This is a genomic window from Pseudoalteromonas marina (assembly GCF_000238335.3).
Lineage (GTDB): Bacteria > Pseudomonadota > Gammaproteobacteria > Enterobacterales > Alteromonadaceae > Pseudoalteromonas > Pseudoalteromonas marina.
The window spans coordinates 42,219-64,913 of sequence record NZ_AHCB03000006.1; the positions used below are offsets into that span (position 1 = coordinate 42,219).

22 protein-coding genes are annotated in these 22,695 nt (G+C 39.4%); 10 read left to right on the forward strand and 12 right to left on the reverse strand.

Translation table 11 applies throughout. From position 1 onward, the window contains the following. Nucleotides 1-34: 34 nt before the first annotated feature. Together PMAN_RS09130 and dnaQ are read right to left on the reverse strand one after the other, a co-directional pair. Complete coding sequence (locus PMAN_RS09130) at nt 35-1,405, reverse strand: TIGR03503 family protein (protein WP_033035803.1); 1,371 nt, start codon at nt 1,403-1,405, stop codon at nt 35-37. Between the two features lie 9 nt (nt 1,406-1,414). Further along, entirely contained in the window at nt 1,415-2,128 is a 714-nt protein-coding gene (gene dnaQ, locus PMAN_RS09135; protein WP_006794050.1) for a DNA polymerase III subunit epsilon, read from the reverse strand. A gap of 68 nt (nt 2,129-2,196) precedes the next feature. Between dnaQ and rnhA the strand changes: the two genes are divergently transcribed. Then, a complete protein-coding gene (gene rnhA, locus PMAN_RS09140; protein ID WP_006794051.1) occupies nt 2,197-2,661 on the forward strand; it encodes a ribonuclease HI in 465 nt (154 codons plus the stop codon). 11 nt (nt 2,662-2,672) lie between these two features. On the opposite strand, the gene PMAN_RS09145 is transcribed toward rnhA, so the two are convergent. Continuing rightward, nucleotides 2,673-3,449, reverse strand: coding sequence for a class I SAM-dependent methyltransferase (locus tag PMAN_RS09145; protein WP_008132180.1), 777 nt, complete (start codon nt 3,447-3,449; stop codon nt 2,673-2,675). 53 nt (nt 3,450-3,502) lie between these two features. Here PMAN_RS09145 and gloB point away from each other — a divergent pair, with 53 nt between their 5' ends. Then, complete coding sequence (gloB, locus tag PMAN_RS09150) at nt 3,503-4,276, forward strand: hydroxyacylglutathione hydrolase (protein WP_010557119.1); 774 nt, start codon at nt 3,503-3,505, stop codon at nt 4,274-4,276. 141 nt (nt 4,277-4,417) lie between these two features. Beyond that, entirely contained in the window at nt 4,418-6,001 is a 1,584-nt protein-coding gene (locus PMAN_RS09155; RefSeq protein WP_021032451.1) for a LysM peptidoglycan-binding domain-containing protein, read from the forward strand. 53 nt (nt 6,002-6,054) lie between these two features. Here PMAN_RS09155 and PMAN_RS09160 read toward each other — a convergent pair whose 3' ends face one another. Genes PMAN_RS09160 through PMAN_RS09170 form a run of 3 tightly spaced genes read right to left on the reverse strand, consistent with a single transcriptional unit; the run spans nt 6,055 to nt 7,581 of the window. Then, a complete protein-coding gene (locus PMAN_RS09160; RefSeq protein WP_010557121.1) occupies nt 6,055-6,504 on the reverse strand; it encodes a flavodoxin in 450 nt (149 codons plus the stop codon). Further along, nucleotides 6,504-7,268, reverse strand: coding sequence for a tRNA pseudouridine(65) synthase TruC (gene truC, locus PMAN_RS09165; protein ID WP_010557122.1), 765 nt, complete (start codon nt 7,266-7,268; stop codon nt 6,504-6,506). The genes PMAN_RS09160 and truC overlap by 1 nt, the downstream gene beginning before the upstream one ends. Next, on the reverse strand, nt 7,261-7,581 hold the full coding sequence (locus tag PMAN_RS09170; protein ID WP_010557123.1) for a YqcC family protein: 321 nt from the start codon (nt 7,579-7,581) through the stop codon (nt 7,261-7,263). Before PMAN_RS09170 ends, truC begins: the two co-directional genes overlap by 8 nt. 105 nt (nt 7,582-7,686) lie before the next feature. Here PMAN_RS09170 and PMAN_RS09175 point away from each other — a divergent pair, with 105 nt between their 5' ends. Then, complete coding sequence (locus PMAN_RS09175) at nt 7,687-8,715, forward strand: DUF3549 family protein (protein ID WP_010557124.1); 1,029 nt, start codon at nt 7,687-7,689, stop codon at nt 8,713-8,715. Further along, a complete protein-coding gene (locus tag PMAN_RS09180; protein WP_010557125.1) occupies nt 8,716-9,015 on the forward strand; it encodes a DUF3301 domain-containing protein in 300 nt (99 codons plus the stop codon). 743 nt (nt 9,016-9,758) lie between these two features. Here PMAN_RS09180 and PMAN_RS09185 read toward each other — a convergent pair. After that, nucleotides 9,759-10,403 carry a GNAT family N-acetyltransferase gene (locus PMAN_RS09185; protein ID WP_010557126.1) on the reverse strand — a complete coding sequence of 215 codons (645 nt, stop codon included), beginning with the start codon at nt 10,401-10,403 and terminating at the stop codon, nt 9,759-9,761. Between the two features lie 327 nt (nt 10,404-10,730). On the opposite strand from PMAN_RS09185, the gene PMAN_RS09190 reads away from it, so the two are divergent. The 3 genes from PMAN_RS09190 (at nt 10,731) to PMAN_RS09200 (ending at nt 12,285) form a co-directional block, all read left to right on the forward strand. Beyond that, nucleotides 10,731-10,967 carry a DUF2789 domain-containing protein gene (locus PMAN_RS09190; RefSeq protein ID WP_006794061.1) on the forward strand — a complete coding sequence of 79 codons (237 nt, stop codon included), beginning with the start codon at nt 10,731-10,733 and terminating at the stop codon, nt 10,965-10,967. 264 nt (nt 10,968-11,231) lie between these two features. After that, the gene (locus PMAN_RS09195; RefSeq protein WP_006794062.1) at nt 11,232-11,498 is read left to right on the forward strand and encodes a hypothetical protein; all 267 of its coding nucleotides are present in this window, start codon (nt 11,232-11,234) and stop codon (nt 11,496-11,498) included. A gap of 13 nt (nt 11,499-11,511) precedes the next feature. Next, the gene (locus PMAN_RS09200) at nt 11,512-12,285 is read left to right on the forward strand and encodes a Zn-ribbon-containing protein (protein WP_010557127.1); all 774 of its coding nucleotides are present in this window, start codon (nt 11,512-11,514) and stop codon (nt 12,283-12,285) included. A 16-nt stretch (nt 12,286-12,301) separates the two neighbouring features. On the opposite strand, the gene syd is transcribed toward PMAN_RS09200, so the two are convergent. Then, on the reverse strand, nt 12,302-12,841 hold the full coding sequence (gene syd / locus PMAN_RS09205) for a SecY-interacting protein (RefSeq protein ID WP_010557128.1): 540 nt from the start codon (nt 12,839-12,841) through the stop codon (nt 12,302-12,304). A 59-nt stretch (nt 12,842-12,900) separates the two neighbouring features. On the opposite strand from syd, the gene queF reads away from it, so the two are divergent. Next, entirely contained in the window at nt 12,901-13,746 is an 846-nt protein-coding gene (gene queF / locus PMAN_RS09210) for an NADPH-dependent 7-cyano-7-deazaguanine reductase QueF (RefSeq protein WP_006794065.1), read from the forward strand. 59 nt (nt 13,747-13,805) lie between these two features. On the opposite strand, the gene PMAN_RS09215 is transcribed toward queF, so the two are convergent. The 3 genes from PMAN_RS09215 to PMAN_RS09225 all read right to left on the reverse strand — a co-directional run bounded on the left by PMAN_RS09215 (nt 13,806) and on the right by PMAN_RS09225 (nt 20,298). Next, nucleotides 13,806-14,690 (reverse strand): peptidylprolyl isomerase, encoded by an 885-nt coding sequence (locus tag PMAN_RS09215; protein WP_010557129.1) that lies wholly within the window; start codon nt 14,688-14,690, stop codon nt 13,806-13,808. 194 nt (nt 14,691-14,884) lie between these two features. Beyond that, entirely contained in the window at nt 14,885-18,574 is a 3,690-nt protein-coding gene (gene tamB, locus PMAN_RS09220) for an autotransporter assembly complex protein TamB (RefSeq protein WP_010557130.1), read from the reverse strand. After that, nucleotides 18,574-20,298, reverse strand: coding sequence for an autotransporter assembly complex protein TamA (locus tag PMAN_RS09225; RefSeq protein WP_010557131.1), 1,725 nt, complete (start codon nt 20,296-20,298; stop codon nt 18,574-18,576). The genes tamB and PMAN_RS09225 overlap by 1 nt, the downstream gene beginning before the upstream one ends. A gap of 202 nt (nt 20,299-20,500) precedes the next feature. Between PMAN_RS09225 and PMAN_RS09230 the strand changes: the two genes are divergently transcribed. Next, nucleotides 20,501-20,836, forward strand: coding sequence for a ribonuclease E inhibitor RraB (locus tag PMAN_RS09230; protein WP_008129315.1), 336 nt, complete (start codon nt 20,501-20,503; stop codon nt 20,834-20,836). A gap of 21 nt (nt 20,837-20,857) precedes the next feature. On the opposite strand, the gene radD is transcribed toward PMAN_RS09230, so the two are convergent. Then, on the reverse strand, nt 20,858-22,609 hold the full coding sequence (radD, locus tag PMAN_RS09235) for a DNA repair helicase RadD (protein ID WP_010557132.1): 1,752 nt from the start codon (nt 22,607-22,609) through the stop codon (nt 20,858-20,860). Nucleotides 22,610-22,695 lie beyond the last annotated feature (86 nt).

Consider the following 22,695-nt stretch of genomic DNA (forward strand, 5'->3'; position numbering starts at 1 on the left):
TCGTCAAGGGCTTTTTTGTTTTTTTACAGGTTTTTTAGTCATCTGACATCGAAAGGTTTAAAATTTCACCTGATTTGTCATTTTTTGAACCATTTTTGTCTACTTGATTTTTTTCTGTGTCGTCCGCATCTTGATTCGCGTGTTTCTTTTTATTTAAAAAAGGTAACGATAGTTTAATTTTAATCGGTTTTTTTTGCACAAATATTCGAATAGCTAACCAGCCAAGCAGTGTAATTAAAATATTACCGCCGATTATTAAGCCCACAATGGTGGATGTGGCCATTTTTTCTTCTTCCGGCTCAATGGGGGTGGCTTGCTCGGCTTCAACTATTGTTGCAGGGTCAACTTCTGGTACCGCTTCTATTGGCCGGGCTATTTCAAATTTATAGGTTGGTAAAGTGGCCATAAATTCACGGCCGTTGTTATTAGTACCAAATACAGAGAGTTCTACACTGTAGCGCCCCCAGTCATAGTTTTTAATTATTAACTCTCTTGTCTCACCTGGCGCAGCGTTTATAGTAAACATTTGCTCTTCGTTGTTAGGGTAATAAATCTTACCCTGAAAAATAACGGTCTCTGGTTTAACTATTTTGTTGTCTGTTGTGATCGTTAATTTATGTTCATCAATATTTTCATCTGCAAGCGCGATATTAAAGCCAAAGGGGGGTTCGTGAACAATAATGGTGTCTTGCACGATTCTGCGTTGCAGTAAAGGAGTAGAAATGTAAAGTTCTGGGGTCCACTCACCTTCAGGGAACACAAGTTTAAACTCACCGGTAAATACACCGTCTTTTGGACGTTCATCAAATCCACGCCCGTCGTCTTTAAATTCGGCGACTTCTTGTGTACCTGCGCCAAAGTTTGCAAAGCTATCGTTATTCGTACTTACAAAGTCAACATTAAGACTAACCACATCTCTAAATAGATTAGCGTTAATCGGTTCACCGTCATTTAAAATTTGGCCAGTTACTTTTATCGTTTCGCCTCTAAAAAGCATGGGAGGTAATGGCTCTGCCTGTAGTGATATTTCACCCAGTACAACAATTCTGCTATCTGGTAAAATACTCCCTATAACTTGCCAAGGACCTGGCATTGGTTTTTTTATGGTGACAAGGTCATAACTAAGTTCGTCAAACCATTCAATATTAGTATCCCTAACTGCGTTGGTGGCAAAATACTTACTACCATCAGGCCTAACTAAAATAACGGCAGGTGTCCCTGGTTTTCTGAAAAAGAGTAATGTGATTTCGTCTATTTGGCTGTCAATCCGAAAGCGGTTGTCGAGTAAGGGGATTTCATTTTGTAGGCCATCCCGTTTTAAAACTTCAACTTGCTCTGCGCTATATGCGTTACCTGATAACAAACTGAGTGCACATAACACGGTTACAAAATACATTATTCTCATTATAAGGCCTTATTCAGCGCGCCATAGGCATTGGCCGCCTTCTTTATTTACAAGATCCAATCTGGCTTCGTGTGCGCTTTGCTCTTCATCTGTAGCGCGTAATACTACCAATGGCGCTCTTTCACTGTTTAAACGTCTTATGCCGCCTTGCTGTTGCTCACTACCATCATCTTTATTTTGATTTAAGTTTAACTTTGTTTGTCCGCCTGTCATGGCAAGATAAACATCAGCTAAAATTTCAGAATCCAGTAACGCCCCGTGCAAGGTACGTTTAGCGTTATCTATGTCGTAACGTCGGCATAACGCATCAAGGTTATTCTTTTGTCCTGGATGCAAGTCACGCGCCATTTTAAGCGTGTCGAGAACTTGACAGTAATCATGCGTATTTGGAAAACCTTGATTAAGCAATGCAAATTCATTATCCATGTGGCCCACATCGAACGGGGCATTATGAATTACAAGTTCAGCACCTTTTATATAATCAAAAAACTCTTGTGCAATATCGCGGTAAAGCGGTTTGTCGCGTAAAAACTCATTGGTAATACCGTGAACGTCAATCGCTTCTTCTTCTATGCTACGTTGCGGATTAATATAAACATGAAAGTTATTACCCGTTAAACGGCGATTTACTAACTCTACACAACCAATCTCTATAATTCGGTGCCCTTGTTTAGGGTCGATGCCGGTTGTTTCTGTATCTAAAACTATTTGTCTGCGTGCCATATCGAATTAAGCCTGACTCTGGTATCTTTCTATAATCACTTTATTGTACATAAGATCAAGGTAAAACAGTGCAAAAAACCGTAGAGATTTACACCGATGGCTCATGTTTAGGTAATCCAGGCCCCGGTGGTTATGGTATTTTTATGATTTATGACGCCCATGAAAAAAAATTAAGCCAAGGCTATAAGCTCACTACAAACAATCGCATGGAAATGCTTGCGGCTATAGTGGCACTTGAATCACTTAACCGTGCTTGTGTTGTAAACCTTACTACCGATAGTCAATACGTAAAACAAGGTATCGAGTCATGGATATCAAACTGGAAAAAACGCGGCTGGATAACGTCAGCTAAAAAGCCAGTTAAAAATGTGGACTTATGGAAACGCCTAGATGCAGCTTGCAGCAAACACACAGTAAATTGGAAGTGGGTTAAAGGTCATAGCGGCCATAAGTACAACGAAATTGTCGACGATTTAGCTCGTGATGCAGCTGGCAGCACAGATTTACTCGAAGATGTGGGCTACCAGCCTTAATTTACTTGATACTAATGGTTGTCATTTTTTTGGTCGCACGTTTTGTAATGCTGCTTTGAAGTTTGCCTAAGCCCCGCTCCTTTAACAGGCACAAATTGTGGCCGTGCGTGCCACTTAGGCTTTATAGGTGTAAGGGGCGCAACGCGTTTTCGAGCCACCAGCATATAAACACTACCCATAGGTTTTAAATACTGCTTGGCAAATGCTCGCCAAAATTCAAACCGTGATAACCTGTTTCCCCTAGCAAGTGATGAGTAAATAAACCGCTCGTCACTTACAATTTCAAAACCCAATAAATTCAGCCAATCCTTTACCCTTGCTGGGGTAAAAAATCGTCCTGTCCACGGTAATTTTTGCCCGCTAAACGGCAACATTTGAGCCAACCCACACAAGCTCAGCGGATTAAACCCGGTAATTAAAACGTAGCCGCCAGGTATGAGTGTTCGATGAGCTTCGCGTAAAATGTGATGTGGGTCAGAGTGGTACTCTAAACAATGGCTTAAAATACACGCGTCAACACTATGTTCGTAAAAAGGTAATTCATCTATATCTGCCACTACCCCTGTATATGGTCCGGGCTCAGCGACACACACCTGGTGCTTAATAGTACTTAAACTTGTATTTAACTCACCGCTTAAGTTACCTAACTTAAGCATATGGTAACCAAACATGCGTGGTAGCCAATATTGCATTTTACGTTCAATATCAGCTTGCAAGTAATCCCCGTGAGGAAACTGCTGCCACGACAGTGGTTTGGGTCCTTCTTGAAAACTAAGGGCTGGTTTCATTTTATGAGCTCGTTATACTATGCGTTAAATGTCACTTTATAGAGCAATTTAACATGGTGCAAGTCAAAGCAATTAAAGCCTTTTCAGATAATTACATTTGGTGTTTAACCACTGAAGGCAACGCTGAAGCATGGGTCGTTGATCCTGGTCAGGCTGAGCCTGTGCTAGCTCATCTCGCAGCAGAAAACTTAACACTGGGTGGCATTTTAATTACCCATCATCATTACGATCATACCGATGGTGTTGCGCAGCTAGTAAAAGATGACCCAACAATAAAAGTTTATGGACCTAAAAATAGCCCCTTTAAAGGAGTGACGCATCCACTGGTTGATAGCGATAGTATTGATGTTTTAGGCATCAACTTTAAAGTGCTCACAACTCCAGGGCATACACTTGATCACATTTGTTTTGTAAATGACAACATGGCATTTACTGGTGATACATTATTCAGTGGTGGCTGTGGACGTTTATTTGAAGGTACTAGTGAACAAATGTGGCATTCTCTAAACAAATTAAAAACGCTACCAGCAGGGTGTAAAGTGTTTTGCACCCACGAATATACACAAGCTAATTTAACTTTTGCTAAAGCTGTTGAGCCTCGTAATCCATCGTTACTTGCACACAGTGAGCTGGTAGATGAGTTAAGGAAAGAAGATAAAACTTCACTGCCAACCACTATAAGCCAAGAGCTTAAAATAAACCCGTTTATGCGCAGCGACATTCCAACCATCATAGATGAAGTACCTGAAGAATTTATTTCGGTTACAAAAAACAATGAACCTTGGCATAACTTTGCTGCTCTGAGAAAGTTCAAAGATAATTTTTAGCGCATATAAGTTTATTATTTTAAATCATTAACTTGAAATACATGAACACTTTCTACTAACTGCTGTAATTGTCATAAAGTGGTAATGTTAGTTTATTAAAGGTAACATTTGCCGAGTTTTTTACCCGATGTATTGGTATTTATGAATAAATCTCCTCTTATATTAACCTTGGCGCTTGCGCTAAGTGGTTGTCAAACATTGACTACCTTAGAATCAGACCCTCAGGTCGCAAATCAAGCTAATAATAAGCTTGAAGGTGCAAGCCCAAATGATATTAACAATGCATTAATGGTAAACGCGCAATATCAACAACTAGATAGCGATGAACAAGATGCGCCGGTATTTGACGATGTATGGGAGCGTATTCGTTACCAATTGTCGATTAATGTTCCTCAAAACCGCCCGGTTGTGACCGAGCGAAATTATTATGCGAAGCATCAACGTTATTTAGACCGTATTTCAAAGCGTGCAGAGCCGTACCTTCACTTTATTGTTGAAGAAGTGGAAAAACGCGAGATGCCAATCGAAATTGCGCTCCTTCCTATTGTAGAAAGCGCTTTTGATCCCTTTGGCTACTCTCACAGAACCGCCTCGGGTATTTGGCAATTTATGCCACAAACGGGTGAGCGCTTTGATTTAAAACAAAACTGGTGGTACGACGGCCGCCGAGATATTGTGCAATCTACCCGTGCAGCGCTAGATTACTTATCTTATCTTCACAAAACACTTGAAGGTGATTGGCTCAATGCCATAGCCGCCTATAACTCCGGTGAAGGGCGGCTGATGCGCGCAATTAAAAAAAATCGTAAAAAGCATTTGCCCACCGATTTTTGGTCATTAGATTTACCAAGAGAAACCACAGCTTACGTACCAAAGCTACTGGCACTAGCTGACTTATTAAAACGTTCGGATGAATTTAATGTATCGTGGAAACCCATTATCAACGCCCAAGTAGTAGAAGTAGTTGATGTAGGCTCACAAATAGACCTAGCACTTGCCGCCGAAATGGCCGACATGACATTAACAGAGCTTTACAGATTAAACCCTGGGTTTAACCGTTGGGCTACAGATCCAAATGGCCCCCACTCTTTGCTTTTACCTATTGATAAAGCGCAGCAGTTTTCTGAAAAGCTTGCCAATACTGATATTAAAAATAGGCTTCGCTGGCAACGATACGTGGTAAAAAGCGGCGACAGCTTATCTGTAATTGCTAAAAAGTTTACCACTAGCACCAGCGCAATTAGATCTTTGAACAAGCTTAATTCAAATACGATACGCATTGGACAAGAGCTACTAGTCCCGTTAACCGATGGTGCAATAAATAGCGAGCACTTACCAAAGCAAATGCGTATGGCTGCAAATAAAACATCACGCACTAAGCTTTCGCATACCGTAAAAAGTGGCGATACCTTATGGGATATCAGCCGCGAATACGATGTGACTATGGATGAATTGGCAAAGTGGAATAAACTTAAAAAAAGCGCTGTGCTACGCTTAAATCAAAAGCTCACAGTGTATAAATCACAAAATAAAACGACCAGCGCACCAAAAAGCACTAATCGCACGATTACGTACAAAGTACGAAGAGGCGATTCACTTGCGCGTATTGCGTCTAAGTTTAATTTAACGGTAAGCGAAATTATCAAATGGAATAATTTAGCAGGTCAAAAGTACTTGCAACCGGGGCAAAAATTAAAGCTTAAAGTGGACGTAAGAAGTAGTTAATTTCAGCTAACAAAAAAGGAGCGCATGCGCTCCTTTTTATTGGTATATAAAAATTAACCTGGGAGCTTTTCAAGCCATGTTTTTAACCAAGGCTCTGTCACTGGCCAAGGCTCAAAATCTTCACACGCGTCAATTTCTAAACGGTTACCGACAGGCTTTGCTTGTAAATCACGTAATAGTTCATCAAAGCTTCGACCTGCACCGCAAAAAGTATCACCATAGCTTCTGTCACCCATAGCCACCACTCCAAATGGCTTGTCTGTAAGCATAGGGAAACTACTATTAAGTGCATAATATAAGCCAGCTAGGTTACTTGGCACGTCACCCTGTCCTGTCGTTGAGGTAACAATTAATATGTTTGATGCGTTTTTAATATCGTCAAGCGAAGCCTCTGTGATGACCGCTGCGCTATGACCCGCCTGCTTAATAGTTGCAGCTATATCATCACTTAAACGTTCAGCACCACCATTTACAGTGCCCACAAAAATACTAATATGTGCCATTAATAATCCTTCTCTTCGTTTGGCCAACCAAGTTGCTCACAAATCTGTAGCATATCATGTCCTAGTGGCGCTTTAATCGTTATTGCTTTGTTGGTGTAAGGGTGCACAAAACTCAGCTCAGTTGCAAACAGCATTAAGCGTCGTAATTCAAAATACTCCCTAAAAAATTGGTTATGTTGATTGTCGCCATGATTAACATCACCAATTATTGGTAATGATAAATGTTTTAAATGCCGGCGAATCTGATGCTTGCGCCCTGTCTTAGGAAAACACTCAACTAATGAGTACCTAACCGTTGGGTATTTGCCTATTGGAATGGGTAATGCAGCTTGGTACAAACAATTAAACTGAGTTTGCGCCTCCTGTGGTGCTTTATTCTGATCTGCAAATTTATCGGCAATTTTATCAAGCTCTTCTTTTAAAGGCTTATCTAAAAAAACCGAATCAGGGGCAAATCCGCGTACTAGAGCTAAATATCGCTTAGCAATAGTACCTTCAATGAATAACTGATTCATATCGCGCGCGGCTTCAGAGCTTAAAGCAAATAGCAGCACACCCGACGTAGGTCTATCTAGCCTGTGAACTGGAAACACATGTTGCCCTAACTGATCGCGCAACATTTGCATCGCAAATTGAGTTTCATGTTTATCTAAAAAGGAACGATGTACCAATAGCCCTGACGGTTTATTAATGGCTACAAAGTTTTCGTCTTGATACAAAATGTCGAGTTCGCCGTATTCAATAGGCGCTAGGCGCTCACTCATGCGGTTTTCCTAATAGTGCATCTAGCTGTGTCAGCACCTCTATAATTTCATTTCCACCTGATTTATTAATCAAGGTCATTTGCGCCATGGGGGCAATTGCAAAGTTTCGCGGTAATGGTTGCTTATAAGTAATCAAATGCTGCATTTTTTCAATAAAGACAAACTGTAGCCACTGCTCAAACGCCATCGAATCGTGACAAAAGGGAACACTAGAATTTAGTGCCTCTGCTGAAATTGGCTCACATTGCCAAAGTTGATGCTTTTGTAATAGCGCTTTTAATTGCACTAAATAAGCTTGGGTCTGTTGGAACATAACCACCCTCTTTATAAGTTATGCAGCAATTATACCCTGTTCCCACAAAGCTCGCTATGGCGTATAATTAGTGCAATTTTGCAGTTAAAAACAATCGGGAAAACAATGAGTGATCAAATAGCAACCTTAGGCCAACTTTTAGATGGTGCTGGCACGCAATGGCGGGCTTTTGATATTGGCAGGCACATTACTAAACTCGATAAACAACAGTTTTTAGCTATTGAACAAGCCCAAGTACCTTACCCTTATCCGCTTGCTGGTCATGCGTGGCTAGCAATTCAGTTCTGGGATGCCAAAGCGAGCAAAGAACCCTATGTGTGGTTTTTAAAATTTCCGCTAGATGAGCAAAGTAAACTAGTTAGTGCAAGTCGTGATCACTTTGCCGATATGGTTGTTCAAGCTCTTGGCACTGAAATTACAGGTGAAAAAGCAGATGGTAAGCTTGATAACAATCCTTATGTGTTTACGCCTAATGCAAATAAACTGGCTGCATTTAACGCGCAAGTTAAAGTGTTACTAAAGCAACCTGCTTCACAATATTACGAATACGCTCAGCTATACTTTAGTGCAAAGTTAGGCTTTGATAATTGGCAAAGTGTGGCACTACAAGGCATTGCTGATTTTGCGCTGCGCCTAGATAACGATCAAAACTTAAGTAACTTACAAAAAGCCTGGGCACATTTACCCCTTGAAGTATTGCAGCCACTAAGTGCAATGCTTGAACATGTTGCAATACCATCAACACTGAGTGAGCTTTTACTCGCGCAGGGTCAAACAGCTATTAATAATAGTGATACTATAGTTTTAACCGCTGCACTACGCTCAATGTCTAAGGGTCAGGCACAAGGTTTATGCGCGCAGCTTGTTGATGCAACATTGAATTCAGCTCTTAAAAGCGACTCTGACGTACTTTTAACAATTGCTGGGCGTTGTTTTGTTCAGTTAGAAGACCCTGAACGATTGCATATATTTATGGATAATTGTGCTCAACATCAAAAAATAGAGGCGCTTTTTCCAAGTATTTTTGCTGACTTAGTTGCAATACCGACCATTCGACCTCACCTATTAGGTTTATTACGAAAAGAAGATCGAAGCGAAGCCCTCGCTCGTGCAATTGGAAGGTTATTCTCTTAAATGGCAAGTTTATGGACGTTTATATTAATTGGTAGTGTTATTTATTTGTTTTGGCTAAATAGAAAAGTCGCCGAAGCGGCTAATGTTCATGCTAAACGTCAATGTGAGCAATTAAATGTGCAACTTATGAGTGTTGCGTGCACTAAGCGCCGTTTTGGTTTTCTAAAAAGTGGTAAACCGGGAATAAAAAGTGAGTTTTCATTTGAGTTTTCAAGTGACGGTGAAAATGCGTATCAGGGAATGCTTATTATGGAAAATGAGTTTTTAAAAAGTGTTGTCGTTCCACCACACAAAATCTAAGTGTTCTTATGCTTTTAATGTATAAAATTATTGCAATTGTGTAGTACAAAAAACTAAGGCGTAACTAAAGTTACGCCCCAATTGGACTGCTTCCTGCTAGATATCCACTATCTATAATCCGTTTTTTCATCCCCTGAACGAGTAAACAACCTTGTTTACCCTCACATTGCCTCATGCAATATCCATCGCCACCTTGGCAAACCCGCGTAAACTAACGCTTGGCTAAATCTATAGCATCATCCATGTTAATCCTTTGAAGTAGCGCCCTGCCACTTTGTGCTTCCTGCGTTGTCCCTTTGCTTTCCAAGCATTCACGTGCAACCTAGTACGTGGCTGCGTCCTGCAGCTTTAATCCTTTATATCCTTGAAGTAGCTCCTGCCACTTAGTGCGTCTTGCACTTCCTATTCATCCTTGCTGTCCTTGTTAACTTGTCCTTTTTGCATCCTGCTAGCATCTGCTATTTTGCCTATTCCTTATCCATGGCAGTAGCTTATTCATTAAGCTATGTCTTCTTGACAAGTTAAAGTTTAGAGTAAACGAGAGGAGGAAGTAGTATGTGAGACAAAATAATTCTTTGTCATAAAAATTAAAAAATCAATAAATTAATATTAAACATGCACTTAAATAAAAAAAGGCGACCAATTGGCCACCTTTAACTGATTACTCTCACGTTAATGTAAGATATATCGCACGGACACATGTCCGTTTGGGCGCATTAACTTACACACTAAGGGTTACGCTTTTAACCCGATGCACTTTTAAACAGTAACTCACCAGCAACTTGGTTAAACGTGAGCTGTTTAAAAGTCAAAAATCCTTCAGATTTAAAAAGTTCTGTATGCTCACTACGCGTTACAAATACTGCCAATCCAGAAGACTCACTATTTGCCTTTACCAGCTCATCAAGCCCTCTGAGTAAATACCGACCAAACCCTTGACCATGAAAATGCGGATCCACTGCAATAAAAGCTAAAAAGTAATAACGGCCTTTTTCTTTTAGTGTATCTCTAATAGTTTGTTCTTTTTCTATTAACTGGTTAGTTTGTAAGTAACCCGCACTCAGCATTAATTTTAAGCGCCAATGCCAATAACGCTGAGCTTGAAGTTGACTTAAAGAATCAAACATACAGGCCACTGCTTTTAATTTGCCACTGCGATAAAGCCCTATTAGTGGTTGCTTTTCTTGCCAAAAACTACTGAGTTCTTCACGTATTAATGCTCGTAACTTTTTCTCGTAAACGGCTTTATTTTTTCCATCATAACCTAGCATTGTTTTTAGTACAGGGTCATCATGGTATGCCTGATAAATTAAACTTGCGGCAGTGCTTATATCTTCTGCTTCAATGTATTGTACGCTGAACGTTTCTTCTTGTGCGGTTATACTCATTGTATGTCCTTTATTGTTTTAGCCGTAAATATAATCAGAGCTCAAATACTAAAGCTATACGCGAATAACTGCATTTACGAGTATATTTAATCTAAGAACTGGATATTACGCCGTATTGCCCGCTTAAAGAGAGAAATAATATCAAAGTGTTATTTATTTTTACTATCCTTTATAAAGTGCTTAACAGCGGTTTAGGCAATTTATTATTCAGAACTTAACTTTACTATATACCTAAAGTAATTAACCGACAATTCAGCTTGAGTTTAGCTAGTACATTGTATTGTTGGGCCTTAAGGTAATTTATTGTTTATTTAAAGGAGTCGTAACATGGATACTACTAAACACGATATTCATACATTATTTGCACAACTTGGTTTACCAAATTCAGAATCTCAAATAGATCAATTTATTGCTTCACATGAGTTAAAAGACACAACACTGCTTCAAGATGCAGCATTTTGGGATGAAGCACAGCAACACTTTTTAGCGGAATCGCTTGCTGAAGATGGCGCATGGAGTGAAGTGATTGATGAGTTAGATGTTCGTCTTCGCCAAGGCAAATAGCATTATTTAGCTAGATAGCTATGATAAAGCCTTCAAAATTACTAATCCATGACGATTTTTAATGGGATCAAGGCCAATTTACTGCTCGATTTTTAACTTGTCTCACGCATATTTACGAAAGTTAGCGTTGAGGTAAGTTACTATAAATAAGTTTTTAGCCTAAGTATTAGGTTATTTAATGTAGCATACCCGTTTTATTGCTACCATAGCACCCGCGCAGCATGTGTATGCTGCGCTTTATTTAATTTAAGAGTTATAAATATAATGAATTCAGTTGTATTTGATGCAATTCAAGTCCTTTTAGATGAAGGCAAAACACCCACAGTCGCATTAACGAAAAGTCGCTTAGCGCAACCGGTTCCAATGCCAATGATTATTGCAGCTGTGAGCCAATACAAAAATAACCCGGATTCTATAAATAACTTTATTAAAACTTCCCAGCAGCCAGAAAACGCTGAGCTAAAAGCAAGCCAACTAGACAGAATTGAGCAAAAACTTGATCAATTACTTGCACTGCTAGAACAAAAATAATTTGAGACTGTAAATGTTTGTTGTTGATTTAACATTTGATTGCTACCAAGACACCACCCTAGAACAAGCCGAACAAGCCATAAACCGCTTAGTAAATGCGCTTCGCTTTAATGGCCAAATAATGGGGGAAGAGTTCCCCACCGTTTTAAAAGACGGCTTTTTCATAACCCGTGTTATGTGCCCAACTGAAGACGCTATGCATCCACTAAATAATAGCCCTTTTGTTAAACACAGCATTGAAAAACTCCATAACGCTGGTTTATTGGCTCCCAAAGTAAAAGTGATTGGCCAAGATATTCACTCTAATGGAGCGGATTGCTGCACTGAGCCGTCAAGTTACATCTTATATACTACTTATGTGCATACCTGTAGCCCTCTTTATTGTGGCGACGACTTTTTACCTGTGCCTCTATTTCGCATCCCTGCTATTGCCAATGGTGATTACAAAACGCTAATTAAGTGGCAAGAAGATTGGCAAGCATGCGATCAAATACAAATTAATGGCGCAACACGCTGTGAGTTTCCTGCCCTTGAGGAAATATCCAGTACTAAAAGTGATTTATATCGCCGCGGAAAAGACATCACCAAACGCATTAGTTTTTTAACTAAAAAGCCGGTTTACTATTACTTATATCGAGTTGGTGGTGTGGATAAAGCCTCTGAGCTTGAGCGTAAATGTCCAAGCTGTAATGGCGATTGGAAACTAGATGAGCCTTGGTTTGGGCTATTTGATTTTAGGTGTGAACCGTGTGGTTTAGTCTCTAATGTGTCGTGGGACTTTCAATAGCTTCTATAATGACGTTTTATACTTCAAGCGCTTTTAAAAACGACTCTATATTTGGTGCAAGTACATGGTGCGTTTTTTTACCGACGTGCTCTAGACACACCTCTCCAGAATGAATTAACACACTGACCAGTAAATCTTCTTTATCTGTTAAACCAATAAACACAGTTTCGGGTTGTTTTAGCTTTCGTTTCATTAAAACATGACCAGTGATGTTTTGTTGAAGCATATCGAAGTCGTCTCTATTCCATGCTTGCAACAGTTCAATTTGATGTCCGTCAATAATTGCCAATACGCTACCACCGTACATGTGCCCATAAAGTTCGCTTAACGCTGTTGGAAACTCAAGCTCTAATGCCTTAGCTAAATTGTTTAATGAGCCTGCTGGCTGCTGACGTACGCCTTGCCATTGAATATTTCCTTGCTCGTCAACCTCGCCTAGCTCACACGGACTCGGCCATTGTTCATCGTGTGCTATAAGTGGGTACTTAGCAGTGTTTTTGAGGGTGTTTTCGCTAAATTGATGGTGAAGTTGTTCTAAAAGCAATGCTACAGACATACTGTGAAACTCATTTAAATTAGATATAATGCGCACATTGTAACTATTTAAGAGCAAACATGACAGATTACAGCAACTCTCCAGACCTTAAAGGCAGTGTATTAGGACAATCTACTGAGTATGTAGACGACTATACGCCAAGCTTGCTTTTCCCAATTGCGCGCAAGCTAAATCGTGATGCTTTAAATATTGATGAAGCCGAACTGCCATTTAAAGGCCAAGATATTTGGACAGGTTACGAACTTTCGTGGTTAAACGCCAAAGGTAAACCGCAAGTGGCTGTCGCCTTATTTACTTTTGCATGCCAAAGCAGCCACATTATTGAGTCTAAATCGTTTAAGCTTTATTTGAACAGCTTTAATCAAACTCGTTTTGAGAGCATAAACACAGTTAAGCAACATTTAATCGATGACTTATCAGGCGCAGTTAATAGTCCGGTACAAGTAACCCTATACAAAGCGGACGATTTTAACTGTTTACCCTGTACTGCGCTGCCTGGGGAATGCATTGATGATTTAGATATTGAAATAGATAACTATGATATTGATGCCTATTCACTTAAAGCTCATAGCGATGAAATAGTGACCGAAACACTCAATAGCCATTTGCTAAAATCTAATTGCTTAATAACGTCTCAACCAGATTGGGCGAGCATTATTATAAGATACACAGGCGAGAAGATATGTCGTGAATCGCTGCTACGTTATTTAATATCGTTTAGAACACATAACGAGTTTCATGAGCAATGTGTAGAGCGCATTTATAGTGACTTAACCACGCAACTCAACATTAAAGAGCTTGAAGTGTATGCACGTTATACACGCCGAGGCGGATTAGACATAAACCCATACCGTTCTACGCATTATAACGAAACACCGTTTGCCGTTAAGATTAATCGTCAGTAAATACGTTAAACACCAAAACATAAATATTAAAAAAGGAGCCTCAGCTCCTTTTTTTATATTTAAATAACACGCTTTGTTGGGATAGGCATACCACATACATCAACGTAATTATACGATTGGACAAACCAGGGTTCCGTTCGGCTTTTACGTGCATCTATCAGTTGCTTGAACGATGCTGAGTTTGTCTTCATTACCTTGAATACTGTTACATCGCTATTAACATCAGCCAACACTTCAATATTTGTTATTGGATTAAACGCCAGTCCCTCAGTGGGTAAACGCTGCAAACGATTAAAGTGTTCCATACCTTCAAGCACTCTTCCAAACACGGTAATGTTTTTATCAAGGTAACGAGGGCCTTGCCCAATAGTGACAAAAAACTCAGTACTTGCGCTGTTTATATCATTAGCGCGTGCCATTGCAAATACACCATTGCAATGCACTTGCCATGTTTGAGTCTGTGTTTGATTTTGCGCAACAGCAAAACCATTTAAAAACCCCGTAACAGGCGCGTATCCATCGCCTTTTAACTCGGTAATTTTTAGTGGTTGCGATGTTGGTAAATAAAACTCTGCAGGTACGGTTTTATTCGCTGTTTTTATTTCTTTTTTACCCGAGCTGTCGCCACCTTGTGCTACAAACCCTTCTACAAAACGATAAACACGGGTGTTTTTATAAAAGCCTTCTTGCGCCAACGTTTTAATATGTTGCGTGTGTTTTGGAGCTAGTTGCGGATTTAATGCTATGTAAGCCGAACCAGTAGGTAAGGTTATTTTTAAAATATTTTGAGGATCGACTACTTGCCACTCATCTGCAGTTGCATTTTTTATTACATCATTGGCACTAAGTGGTGTTTGTATATTTATAACGGATTTATTGTTAGCTGTTGTAGCGCAGCCGCTCAGCAAAAGAGCCATTACATAAATTGAAAAACGTGTTTTCATATTCAACCTTTTATTTTTATTATTTAAAAGTAGCTTTAAGCAATCTAACTTACCTAGGGTCTGTTTGACATTAATGCGAGGTTATCGCCAATTTATAGGTGATAACCATAATACATAGGCTCTTCCTTGCCCAAATATCAAACAGGCTGCTGCAAATTCAACCTGACAGTTCATCAGGCTCTAGAGCTTATAGTTCAGTCCCAATCAAATTTATAGAGCACATCAACATTTTGGTATAAACCACTGGTTACCTCTATATAGAGTTGCGACAACAACTGGTAACGAATGGCCACTTCACTAAGTGACTCAAATACCCCAACGCTGTATTTAACTTGCAAGCTAGGCGCAACATAGCCTGAAATTTCTACCTTAGTGCTGTCACCACTTCCTGACGAACTTAAGCTAACATCAGAAAGACCAAACGTTTCACCTACCTTTGACACAACCCCTTCACTTCTACTAACCCCTTGAGAAAGTAATAACTGGGCAAGCATAGCGTTGCTTGATGCTCCCTCCCCCTCTCCTAGCGGCTGTCCATTGAGTAAGTATGCTAAGGTTTGCGCCTGATCCATTGCAGGCTCAGAGAACAGCTTTAGAGTGGGTTCTTTAACATTTCCCGTAAGCGTAACACCAGCTATAACACCATTTGCTGTATTAGCTGGGTTTCTGATTGCTTTAATATTCAAATAGGGATGTTCAATGGAGCCACTAAAGCCCACTTGGCCAGTTCTTATAATTAAATCTTGGCCAAATGCTAAATAAGTGCCATTTATTAAATTAAGCTCACCTGTCGCAATAATTGGAACACCTTGACTCATTTTAATCGCTAAATCACCAGCCACTTTAGACTCTAATCCGAACGACTCTACTTTAACGTCATTTTTAACGATCACATTTAAGTCTATGTCGTAGTCAAATGGTACCTTTTCGCTGGTTTCAGTTTTTTGATCAACAATAATTTCATCGTCACTAACCTGCACAGCACCTTCTGGAAGCTCTTCAATCGTAATACGACCATAAGGTACAACTACTTCACCCGCTAATTTAAGTGCATTATTAGCTAACCCTATTTTTAAATCTGGCGATATTTTAAAAGTAACGCCTTGCTGTGCGCGCACAAAAAACTGCTCGCCTTGCACATTTACATTTACTTCAGGTTGCTCATCTTGCCAATCAACATCACCGTTTAGCTTTACATTGCCACCTTGATTGTCGTTTATATTGCCTTCTATTGTGGCGGTCGTTTTATCAAATAATATGTTTATATTTGATTTTTGTAGCGCAATAGGAAGCTGTTCACCCTCAAGGTTTATATCGTTTACGTTAAGCTCACCATTTAATAGTGGGTCTTTTAACGTACCCGCAAGTGCGACCTTACCGCTAATATCACCTTTTAATTGCTCAAGGGTTTCAAGAAATGGCTGTAAGTCTGAAAGTAATATTTTATCAATATTAATAGTGCCATTAAGCGCCTGCGTATTTTGTATGTCGTCAATATTAATGTGTGTATTAATTTTACCTAGTACGCTTGACTCTATATTTGCTTCAAGCTGCCCCTTTTGAGAGTCTGAAAAAGCACTAATACTGAGTGTTTCTATAGGTAATTTAAAGCGATCTTCTTCTGAGGTTAAAACAGTGGTCAAGTCACTTGCATTTAAACTTGCGCGTAATGTTTTAAGAGCGCCTGCATTCCAATTGAGCGCCACATTACCCTTTACATCACCACGGGTGCGAATGTTATCGGGTAAAAAGTGTTTAAGCTCTTCAAGCGCTAAATTGTTTAACTTAGCATTTAACTGGCCTAGCGCTTTAGTTTGGGCAAGCGTGTCTATACAAAGCTCGCTTTGCTGAGAAGCCCAGCAGTGCGCACTTACATTAAAATTACCGTTTTGAGAGTTAAACATAACGGCAATATTTTTAGTGTTGCTAAAGCTTAACTTTTTGTCGCTTAGCGTTACATTACTAAACTCACCATTCCAGGTAGCGTTATTAATTTTGCCATTTACTTCAAGCTCTGCACTGCCCTGCTCGGCATCTACAGATGCTGTAAGTTGGTGATCTGTTTTATCGCCGCTAATATCAACTTTTACACTATTAATTTGCTCATCAGCCACAAGCGCCGATCCAACACTTAACGATACGTCAGTTTGCCAATCAGCGGCTGTATCCAACTGCCCTTTTACCTTCAGTTTATTTATATTGATTTCATTAAAAATGAAGCTATCAAGCATTAACGCTAAATCGACAGAAGGTGTTAGCCTCTGCCCTCTTACTTTTAAATCGGCGTTGCCATCGGCAATAAATGGCATATTTGCCTCTTTATTACTTTTAAGTGTTATTTTACCGTCAACTTTCCACGTATCATCAACTTGCCCACTGATTACTAATTTATTAGTGCCGCTACTTAAATAAAGGCTATCAATATTGGCTTTTAATGCATCATCAAGCTGAAAGTTTGACGCAAACTCAAGGGGTACCTCGTTTAATAATCCGCTTAGCTTAGTATCATCCATTTGTAGTTGCCACGAGCTTTCTGCAGCATTGAATGACCCTTTAAATTGCCCTGAAATATCGCTGGTTACAGCATCCGTAAAATACTGCGATTTTAGGTTTGAAAGCGAGCCGTTAAAACTCGCTTTAATGCCCTGTTGCCAATCAATATTAGCTTTTATAATCGAACTACTTTCATTGGCTTTAATAGTTAATGTTTTAAGCGTGGCTTGAGTTAAACCACCTGTCAGCTGAGTATTAAGATTAACAGCCGGATAAGCACCTAATTGGCTGTTTGCCTGTAAGTTGAGTTGGTAGTCATCAGCATTACCAGTTGCTTTAAGGCTTACATTTTTAACTTTAAGCTCATTACTTTGCGCATCAATAAGCCATTGGTTAATTTTGCCGCTTAGCTCAAATGGGTAATTTTTTTGCTTTAAATTAGCATTCGCTGTTAACGTGAGCGGATATTGTCCACTCGTTTCTAAATCTATAGATAAGCCAGCTAAATCACCGTTTAACTCTAAGTTTGCTTGGTGCTCGTCACTTTTTAAAGTCACTAAGCCTTTTACAGGCAAGTTACCTAAAAGCTCTGCATCTAATTGGGTATTAAGCTGCCACTGCTCATAGGTAGCTGAAAGCGACTGCAAATTAATCACGGCATCTTCTACATTTAATAGCAGCGAAATGTTTTCGATATTATGCTGCGCATCGCCCTGCTCAATTGTTACCTTTTCGATATCAAAGGCTTCAATGGCTAAATCAATGGGTGATGTAAATTCAATATCAGGAAGTGCTGGTAATTGCGTAAGTGCAGCTTTGTTGCTTTGAGCAGTTTGCGCCTTGGCAAGTTGTTCTTGCTCTTTTAAAGCAACAAGTATACTCGGAATATTTAAGCTTTTTACAGTGAGTTTTGAACCTTCAGCCTTGGCTGATAGTTGAAAGTTATTAACGCTCACATCTGCACTAGGGTGGTTTAATGTAAACTCATTAACCGCTATATTTTTTATTGAAACATTAAAAGGTAAAGTAATTTTTTCAAGGGGCTCAAGGGGTGCTTCATCTTGCGCTTCAACTGTTTTTGGCAAGGTTAGTTTAATAGATTTAGCGCTTAAATTATCAACACAGATACCATCACACTGCCACCAAAATAAATCGATTTTTAATTGCTGGGCATTAAAATCTAGACCATTATTTTTAAAACGAACATTAAACGCATCGTTATAAATAAAGCGGCCATCTTTAATTTCTATGTGTAATCCATCAACAACTTTATTTGCCGTATAGGCAATAAATTGATTACCGGGTGCAGTAAATAATAAACAAAATACGCTAATAATTAGCGAAACTAAAATTGCACTTACTATGGCTGTTATTTTTTTTATTATTAACATTAAATTTCTGGCCCTATGGTAATACTCAAGCGGGTACTTTTGCTATCTTTAGTTAAGCCCCAAGCGTGATCAATTCGTACAGGGCCCACAGGCGTTAAATATCGAAAACCAAAACCAGCACCCACTTCAAATTCATCTGAAAAATCATTCGTAGCAGTACCACCATCAACAAATAATGCTGCACGCCAATTTTGAGCAAACTGATAGTTGTACTCCATAGTGCCAGCAAGCAAATATTTACCCCCTATTAGTTCACCATCATCATTTTCTGGCGAAATTGACTGATAAGCAAAACCACGAACGCTTTGATCACCGCCGGCATAAAACCGCAGTGAATACGGTACATTATTTATGTCATCAACTAGCATTGCGCCAATGTTTGCCTTAAGAAAAACTAAATGCTTATTAAGGTATGTACGAAGCCATGCATGCTGTAATTGAACCCTCAACAAATTCGTGCTGGAAAGCGCATCATCTAGGCCAAACTCTGCTGATATAAGCCATTGCTCGCCCCAATAAGGAGTCGTTCCGCCTTTTAAACTTTTGCGAGCATAACTAATTCCGGGCATTAACATTTCAGTCGACTCTTCTGGATCATCGCCAAGACGATACGTCTCTTGGTCTCTGCGTAAAAACGCTGTTCTTACCCAATTTTCCTCAGTAAGCCACTGCCTTTGTAATTGTGCGGTTAATATCTCGCTGTAGACATCATCTGCAAGTTCGTCTTCCAGTTTATAACCCACTGAAAAACGCCATAAATCATCATTAGGGTCGTCTACAGGAACGCTGTATGCCATAGAGAGATCTTGTTGCTTTTCAGCAATATTCATATTTGTATCAAGGTAATGGCCATCCTCTGTGATCCAAGGTTTACTCCACTTAAAACGGAACCTAGGCTCACTTTCAGAAACACCGCCGCCAATTTCAAAGCTATTTGCAGGTTTAGGAACAACCTCAACTTTGATGGGAACTTGGGCGTTTTTGCGCGCTGTAATATCAGCATAAACACGCACACTAGCAAAATAAGGTGTGCTCGAAAGCTCAAGGTTATAGTCGGCTATGTAAGTTGACTTATAAGGTTGTCCCTGAGTAAATGGTGACAAAGAACGAATATATTTTTCAGCTGGCGTATCACTGGTAATTTCAATACTGCCATATTGATAACGCACACCGGTGTTAATCACAAACGTGACAACGGCACTATTTTTTTTAATTGAAACTTCCAATTTGCGGGCAGGCCATTTAGCATCAAAGTAGCCAAGCTCCAAAAGCATAGATTCTATTTTTTTATACGCTGACTCATAGTCACCATGGTTTAGCACATCACCCTGTTTTAAATTGGTATTTTTAATAAGGGTTTGTAATTGTTTATCGTTCTTCCCTTCACCATTTAATGTAATATTAATGGCGTCTATCCGTGTTGCAGGACCACGCTCAATTTTTACAACGAGTTCACTATCGTCTTTATCAAATTCAACCTCAACTGTTGGGCTGTAGTAACCCAGTGCTTTTATGCTGTTTTGTACCTGGCTTTTAGCATAACGTTGAAGGGTTCTTGTTGGTTTTTCACCTGTAAGCTGCTTTAGGTATAGCGCTACGTTTTTTTCTAAATCACCATTTATGCCTTTAATTTTGTAGTCTTCGATGACTCTTTCTGCCGCATAGGAATTTGCAGTCATAAAAACAATGGCAATGCACATGCAACGTAAAAACTTAATAAACAAGCAAATATCCTTACTCTTATATACTACTTAAAACGAGCTAATGTGGCGCATATTAACATAGCCATAATGACCAACACATTAACTTAATGACAAACTCAGTTTAAATATGAAATGTGAAGAAGATAAAATTAGTACGCGTTAAGACAATATTTTAGTTACAATAGTGCCAACGAACACAAAATTATTTTTAGATGAGTTTTTAATGCAATTTCCAGATGACGAAAACGGCCAGCTGTTAGCCGAAATAGCCGCTGCAGGCGTCGATTTAAGTAAAATGCAGCAAATCGACTTTTTCATTTTATTTGAGCAACAAGCCGATGCTGATAAGTTTGCTAAAGATATTGTTTCTGATGCATTAGTACAAACCGCTGACGTCGAAAAATGCAAAGACACTGGCGTTTGGGAAGTAATCACTCATGTACAAATGGTACCAGAGCACACATTACTAGGCCAAGCTGAACAGTACCTAGAAAGTATAGCGAATGGCTATAACGGTTACGGTGACGGCTGGGGATTAATGGACGAAGACGCCGCTTAATATATTAAAAATCAGTTAAGTTTAACGACTTAACTGATTTGCCTTTCTAAAACTCCCCTTATAATCAAATAGCTTATCTGCTACTTTCCAACCATATTTTTTACTTTTTCGCGCAATCACAAAGTCAGGGGGCACCAAGTCGAACTGCGCTTTAATTACCTGTTCTGCTGCTTCAAAGTCTGTTGGTTTTTGTCCATGCGCAAGCCGTTTGCCAAATTGTTTATTAAATATAAACTGACCGCCTTTACTGGCAAGGTTATAGACTTCATCACAACTAGTGCCGTCTTCGTCAAAATAAGTAACTTTGATTAGCTCGTCTTTAAGTTGAGTTACTGTTAGCCCACTACAACGAAGCACTAATGCATTTTTTAAGTTTAGCGCATTACGCAACTTGTCGTCAGGATCAGCCATTATAACGCCGCAGTCGTGGCATTTTCGAGCAGCAATATCGTTTTGCGCACCACATTCCTCACACTCTTTAAATCTAAAACGATAATCACACTGCTCTTTGCTACCTTCATCGTCTTCTAATAATCCTTGGCAACGTCTACCAAAATGCTCAACAACTTTGCCAGCAGAGTCCGTTTTACCCCAAAATATATTAGCAAACCCACAACCTGGACAAAGTACTTGTACAGGTTCATTATCGCTGCCGCCTTTTTTATCCCCTACTTCAGGGTGAAATAAATTAAAACCATTTCCGGCATAATCAATCACTAAGCAATCGGTTTTAGATTCTGATAATCGTAAGCCCCGACCTACAATTTGTTGGTATAAGCTTACAGACTCTGTAGGACGCAAGATGGCAATAAAATCTACATGTGGCGCATCAAAGCCGGTTGTTAACACAGAAACATTAACCAAATACTTTAACGTTTTACTTTTAAACGCAGAAATGATTTTATCGCGTTCAATATTAGGCGTATCGCCTGTAATTAGCGCGCTTTGGCCTGTTGGTAAGTAGCTTAATATTTCTTGGGCATGCATAACTGTTGCCGCAAAAACCATTACACCTTTGCGCTGCTCGCTATATGCAATCACTTGTTTAAGAATAGCCTGAGTTGCTCGCTCGTTACTTTTTAAAAGCGCGTTCATATCATCGGCAGTGTATTGGCCAAACGCATTCGTCTCTAGAGACGAAAAATCGTAGTGGTTAATGGCAGCATCAACTTCATTTGGTGGGGTTAAATAGTTATTTTTAATCATGTACCTAAGCGGCAATTCAAATATACAACGTTTAAATGGGCTTTCTGTCGTCCCTTTAACAAAACCATGATAATGGTGATGGTATATCCACCCCATGCCTAAACGATAAGGCGTAGCCGTTAAGCCTAATACTTTTAAATGCGGGTTGTACGCTTGTAATGCACTTATAACTTTGCCGTATTGGCTTTTTTTATCACCATTTACTCTGTGGCATTCATCAATGATAAGTAAAGAATAATGCTCATTGAGTTTATCCAAATTACGTGAAAGTGACTGCACACTAGCAAAAGTGACTTGATGCGTTAAAGATTTTTCTTTTAAACCTGCTGAAAATATACTCGCCTCTAAACCAAAGCTTTTATATTTTTGTGAATTTTGCTCTACGAGTTCTTTAACATGAGCAAGTACCAATATTTTTTGTTTAGCTATACGGGCAAGCTCAGCGATGACTAAACTTTTACCTGCACCTGTTGGCAACACAATAACTGCGGGATCGTTGGTTTTTCTAAAGTGAACAACGGTGCGTTCAACCGCCTCTTGCTGATAGGGTCTAAGTTTATAGCTCATGGGAAAATAATTGGATTTGAATAAGAATACGTTATCTAATAACGGATGGCGTTTTTTAGCTTTATTTAAATTATTGACAGGAAATA

Excerpts from the sequence above, each read along its gene's own strand:
- PMAN_RS09130 (WP_033035803.1), bottom strand. The coding sequence starts at position 1,405 with ATGAGAATAATGTATTTTGTAACCGTGTTATGTGCACTCAGTTTGTTA.
- dnaQ (WP_006794050.1), bottom strand. The coding sequence starts at position 2,128 with ATGGCACGCAGACAAATAGTTTTAGATACAGAAACAACCGGCATCGAC.
- PMAN_RS09145 (WP_008132180.1), bottom strand. The coding sequence starts at position 3,449 with ATGAAACCAGCCCTTAGTTTTCAAGAAGGACCCAAACCACTGTCGTGG.
- gloB (WP_010557119.1), top strand. The coding sequence starts at position 3,503 with ATGGTGCAAGTCAAAGCAATTAAAGCCTTTTCAGATAATTACATTTGG.
- PMAN_RS09155 (WP_021032451.1), top strand. The coding sequence starts at position 4,418 with ATGAATAAATCTCCTCTTATATTAACCTTGGCGCTTGCGCTAAGTGGT.
- PMAN_RS09160 (WP_010557121.1), bottom strand. The coding sequence starts at position 6,504 with ATGGCACATATTAGTATTTTTGTGGGCACTGTAAATGGTGGTGCTGAA.
- truC (WP_010557122.1), bottom strand. The coding sequence starts at position 7,268 with ATGAGTGAGCGCCTAGCGCCTATTGAATACGGCGAACTCGACATTTTG.
- PMAN_RS09170 (WP_010557123.1), bottom strand. The coding sequence starts at position 7,581 with ATGTTCCAACAGACCCAAGCTTATTTAGTGCAATTAAAAGCGCTATTA.
- PMAN_RS09175 (WP_010557124.1), top strand. The coding sequence starts at position 7,687 with ATGAGTGATCAAATAGCAACCTTAGGCCAACTTTTAGATGGTGCTGGC.
- PMAN_RS09180 (WP_010557125.1), top strand. The coding sequence starts at position 8,716 with ATGGCAAGTTTATGGACGTTTATATTAATTGGTAGTGTTATTTATTTG.
- PMAN_RS09185 (WP_010557126.1), bottom strand. The coding sequence starts at position 10,403 with ATGAGTATAACCGCACAAGAAGAAACGTTCAGCGTACAATACATTGAA.
- PMAN_RS09190 (WP_006794061.1), top strand. The coding sequence starts at position 10,731 with ATGGATACTACTAAACACGATATTCATACATTATTTGCACAACTTGGT.
- PMAN_RS09195 (WP_006794062.1), top strand. The coding sequence starts at position 11,232 with ATGAATTCAGTTGTATTTGATGCAATTCAAGTCCTTTTAGATGAAGGC.
- PMAN_RS09200 (WP_010557127.1), top strand. The coding sequence starts at position 11,512 with ATGTTTGTTGTTGATTTAACATTTGATTGCTACCAAGACACCACCCTA.
- syd (WP_010557128.1), bottom strand. The coding sequence starts at position 12,841 with ATGTCTGTAGCATTGCTTTTAGAACAACTTCACCATCAATTTAGCGAA.
- queF (WP_006794065.1), top strand. The coding sequence starts at position 12,901 with ATGACAGATTACAGCAACTCTCCAGACCTTAAAGGCAGTGTATTAGGA.
- PMAN_RS09215 (WP_010557129.1), bottom strand. The coding sequence starts at position 14,690 with ATGAAAACACGTTTTTCAATTTATGTAATGGCTCTTTTGCTGAGCGGC.
- tamB (WP_010557130.1), bottom strand. The coding sequence starts at position 18,574 with ATGTTAATAATAAAAAAAATAACAGCCATAGTAAGTGCAATTTTAGTT.
- PMAN_RS09230 (WP_008129315.1), top strand. The coding sequence starts at position 20,501 with ATGCAATTTCCAGATGACGAAAACGGCCAGCTGTTAGCCGAAATAGCC.
- radD (WP_010557132.1), bottom strand. The coding sequence starts at position 22,609 with ATGAGCTATAAACTTAGACCCTATCAGCAAGAGGCGGTTGAACGCACC.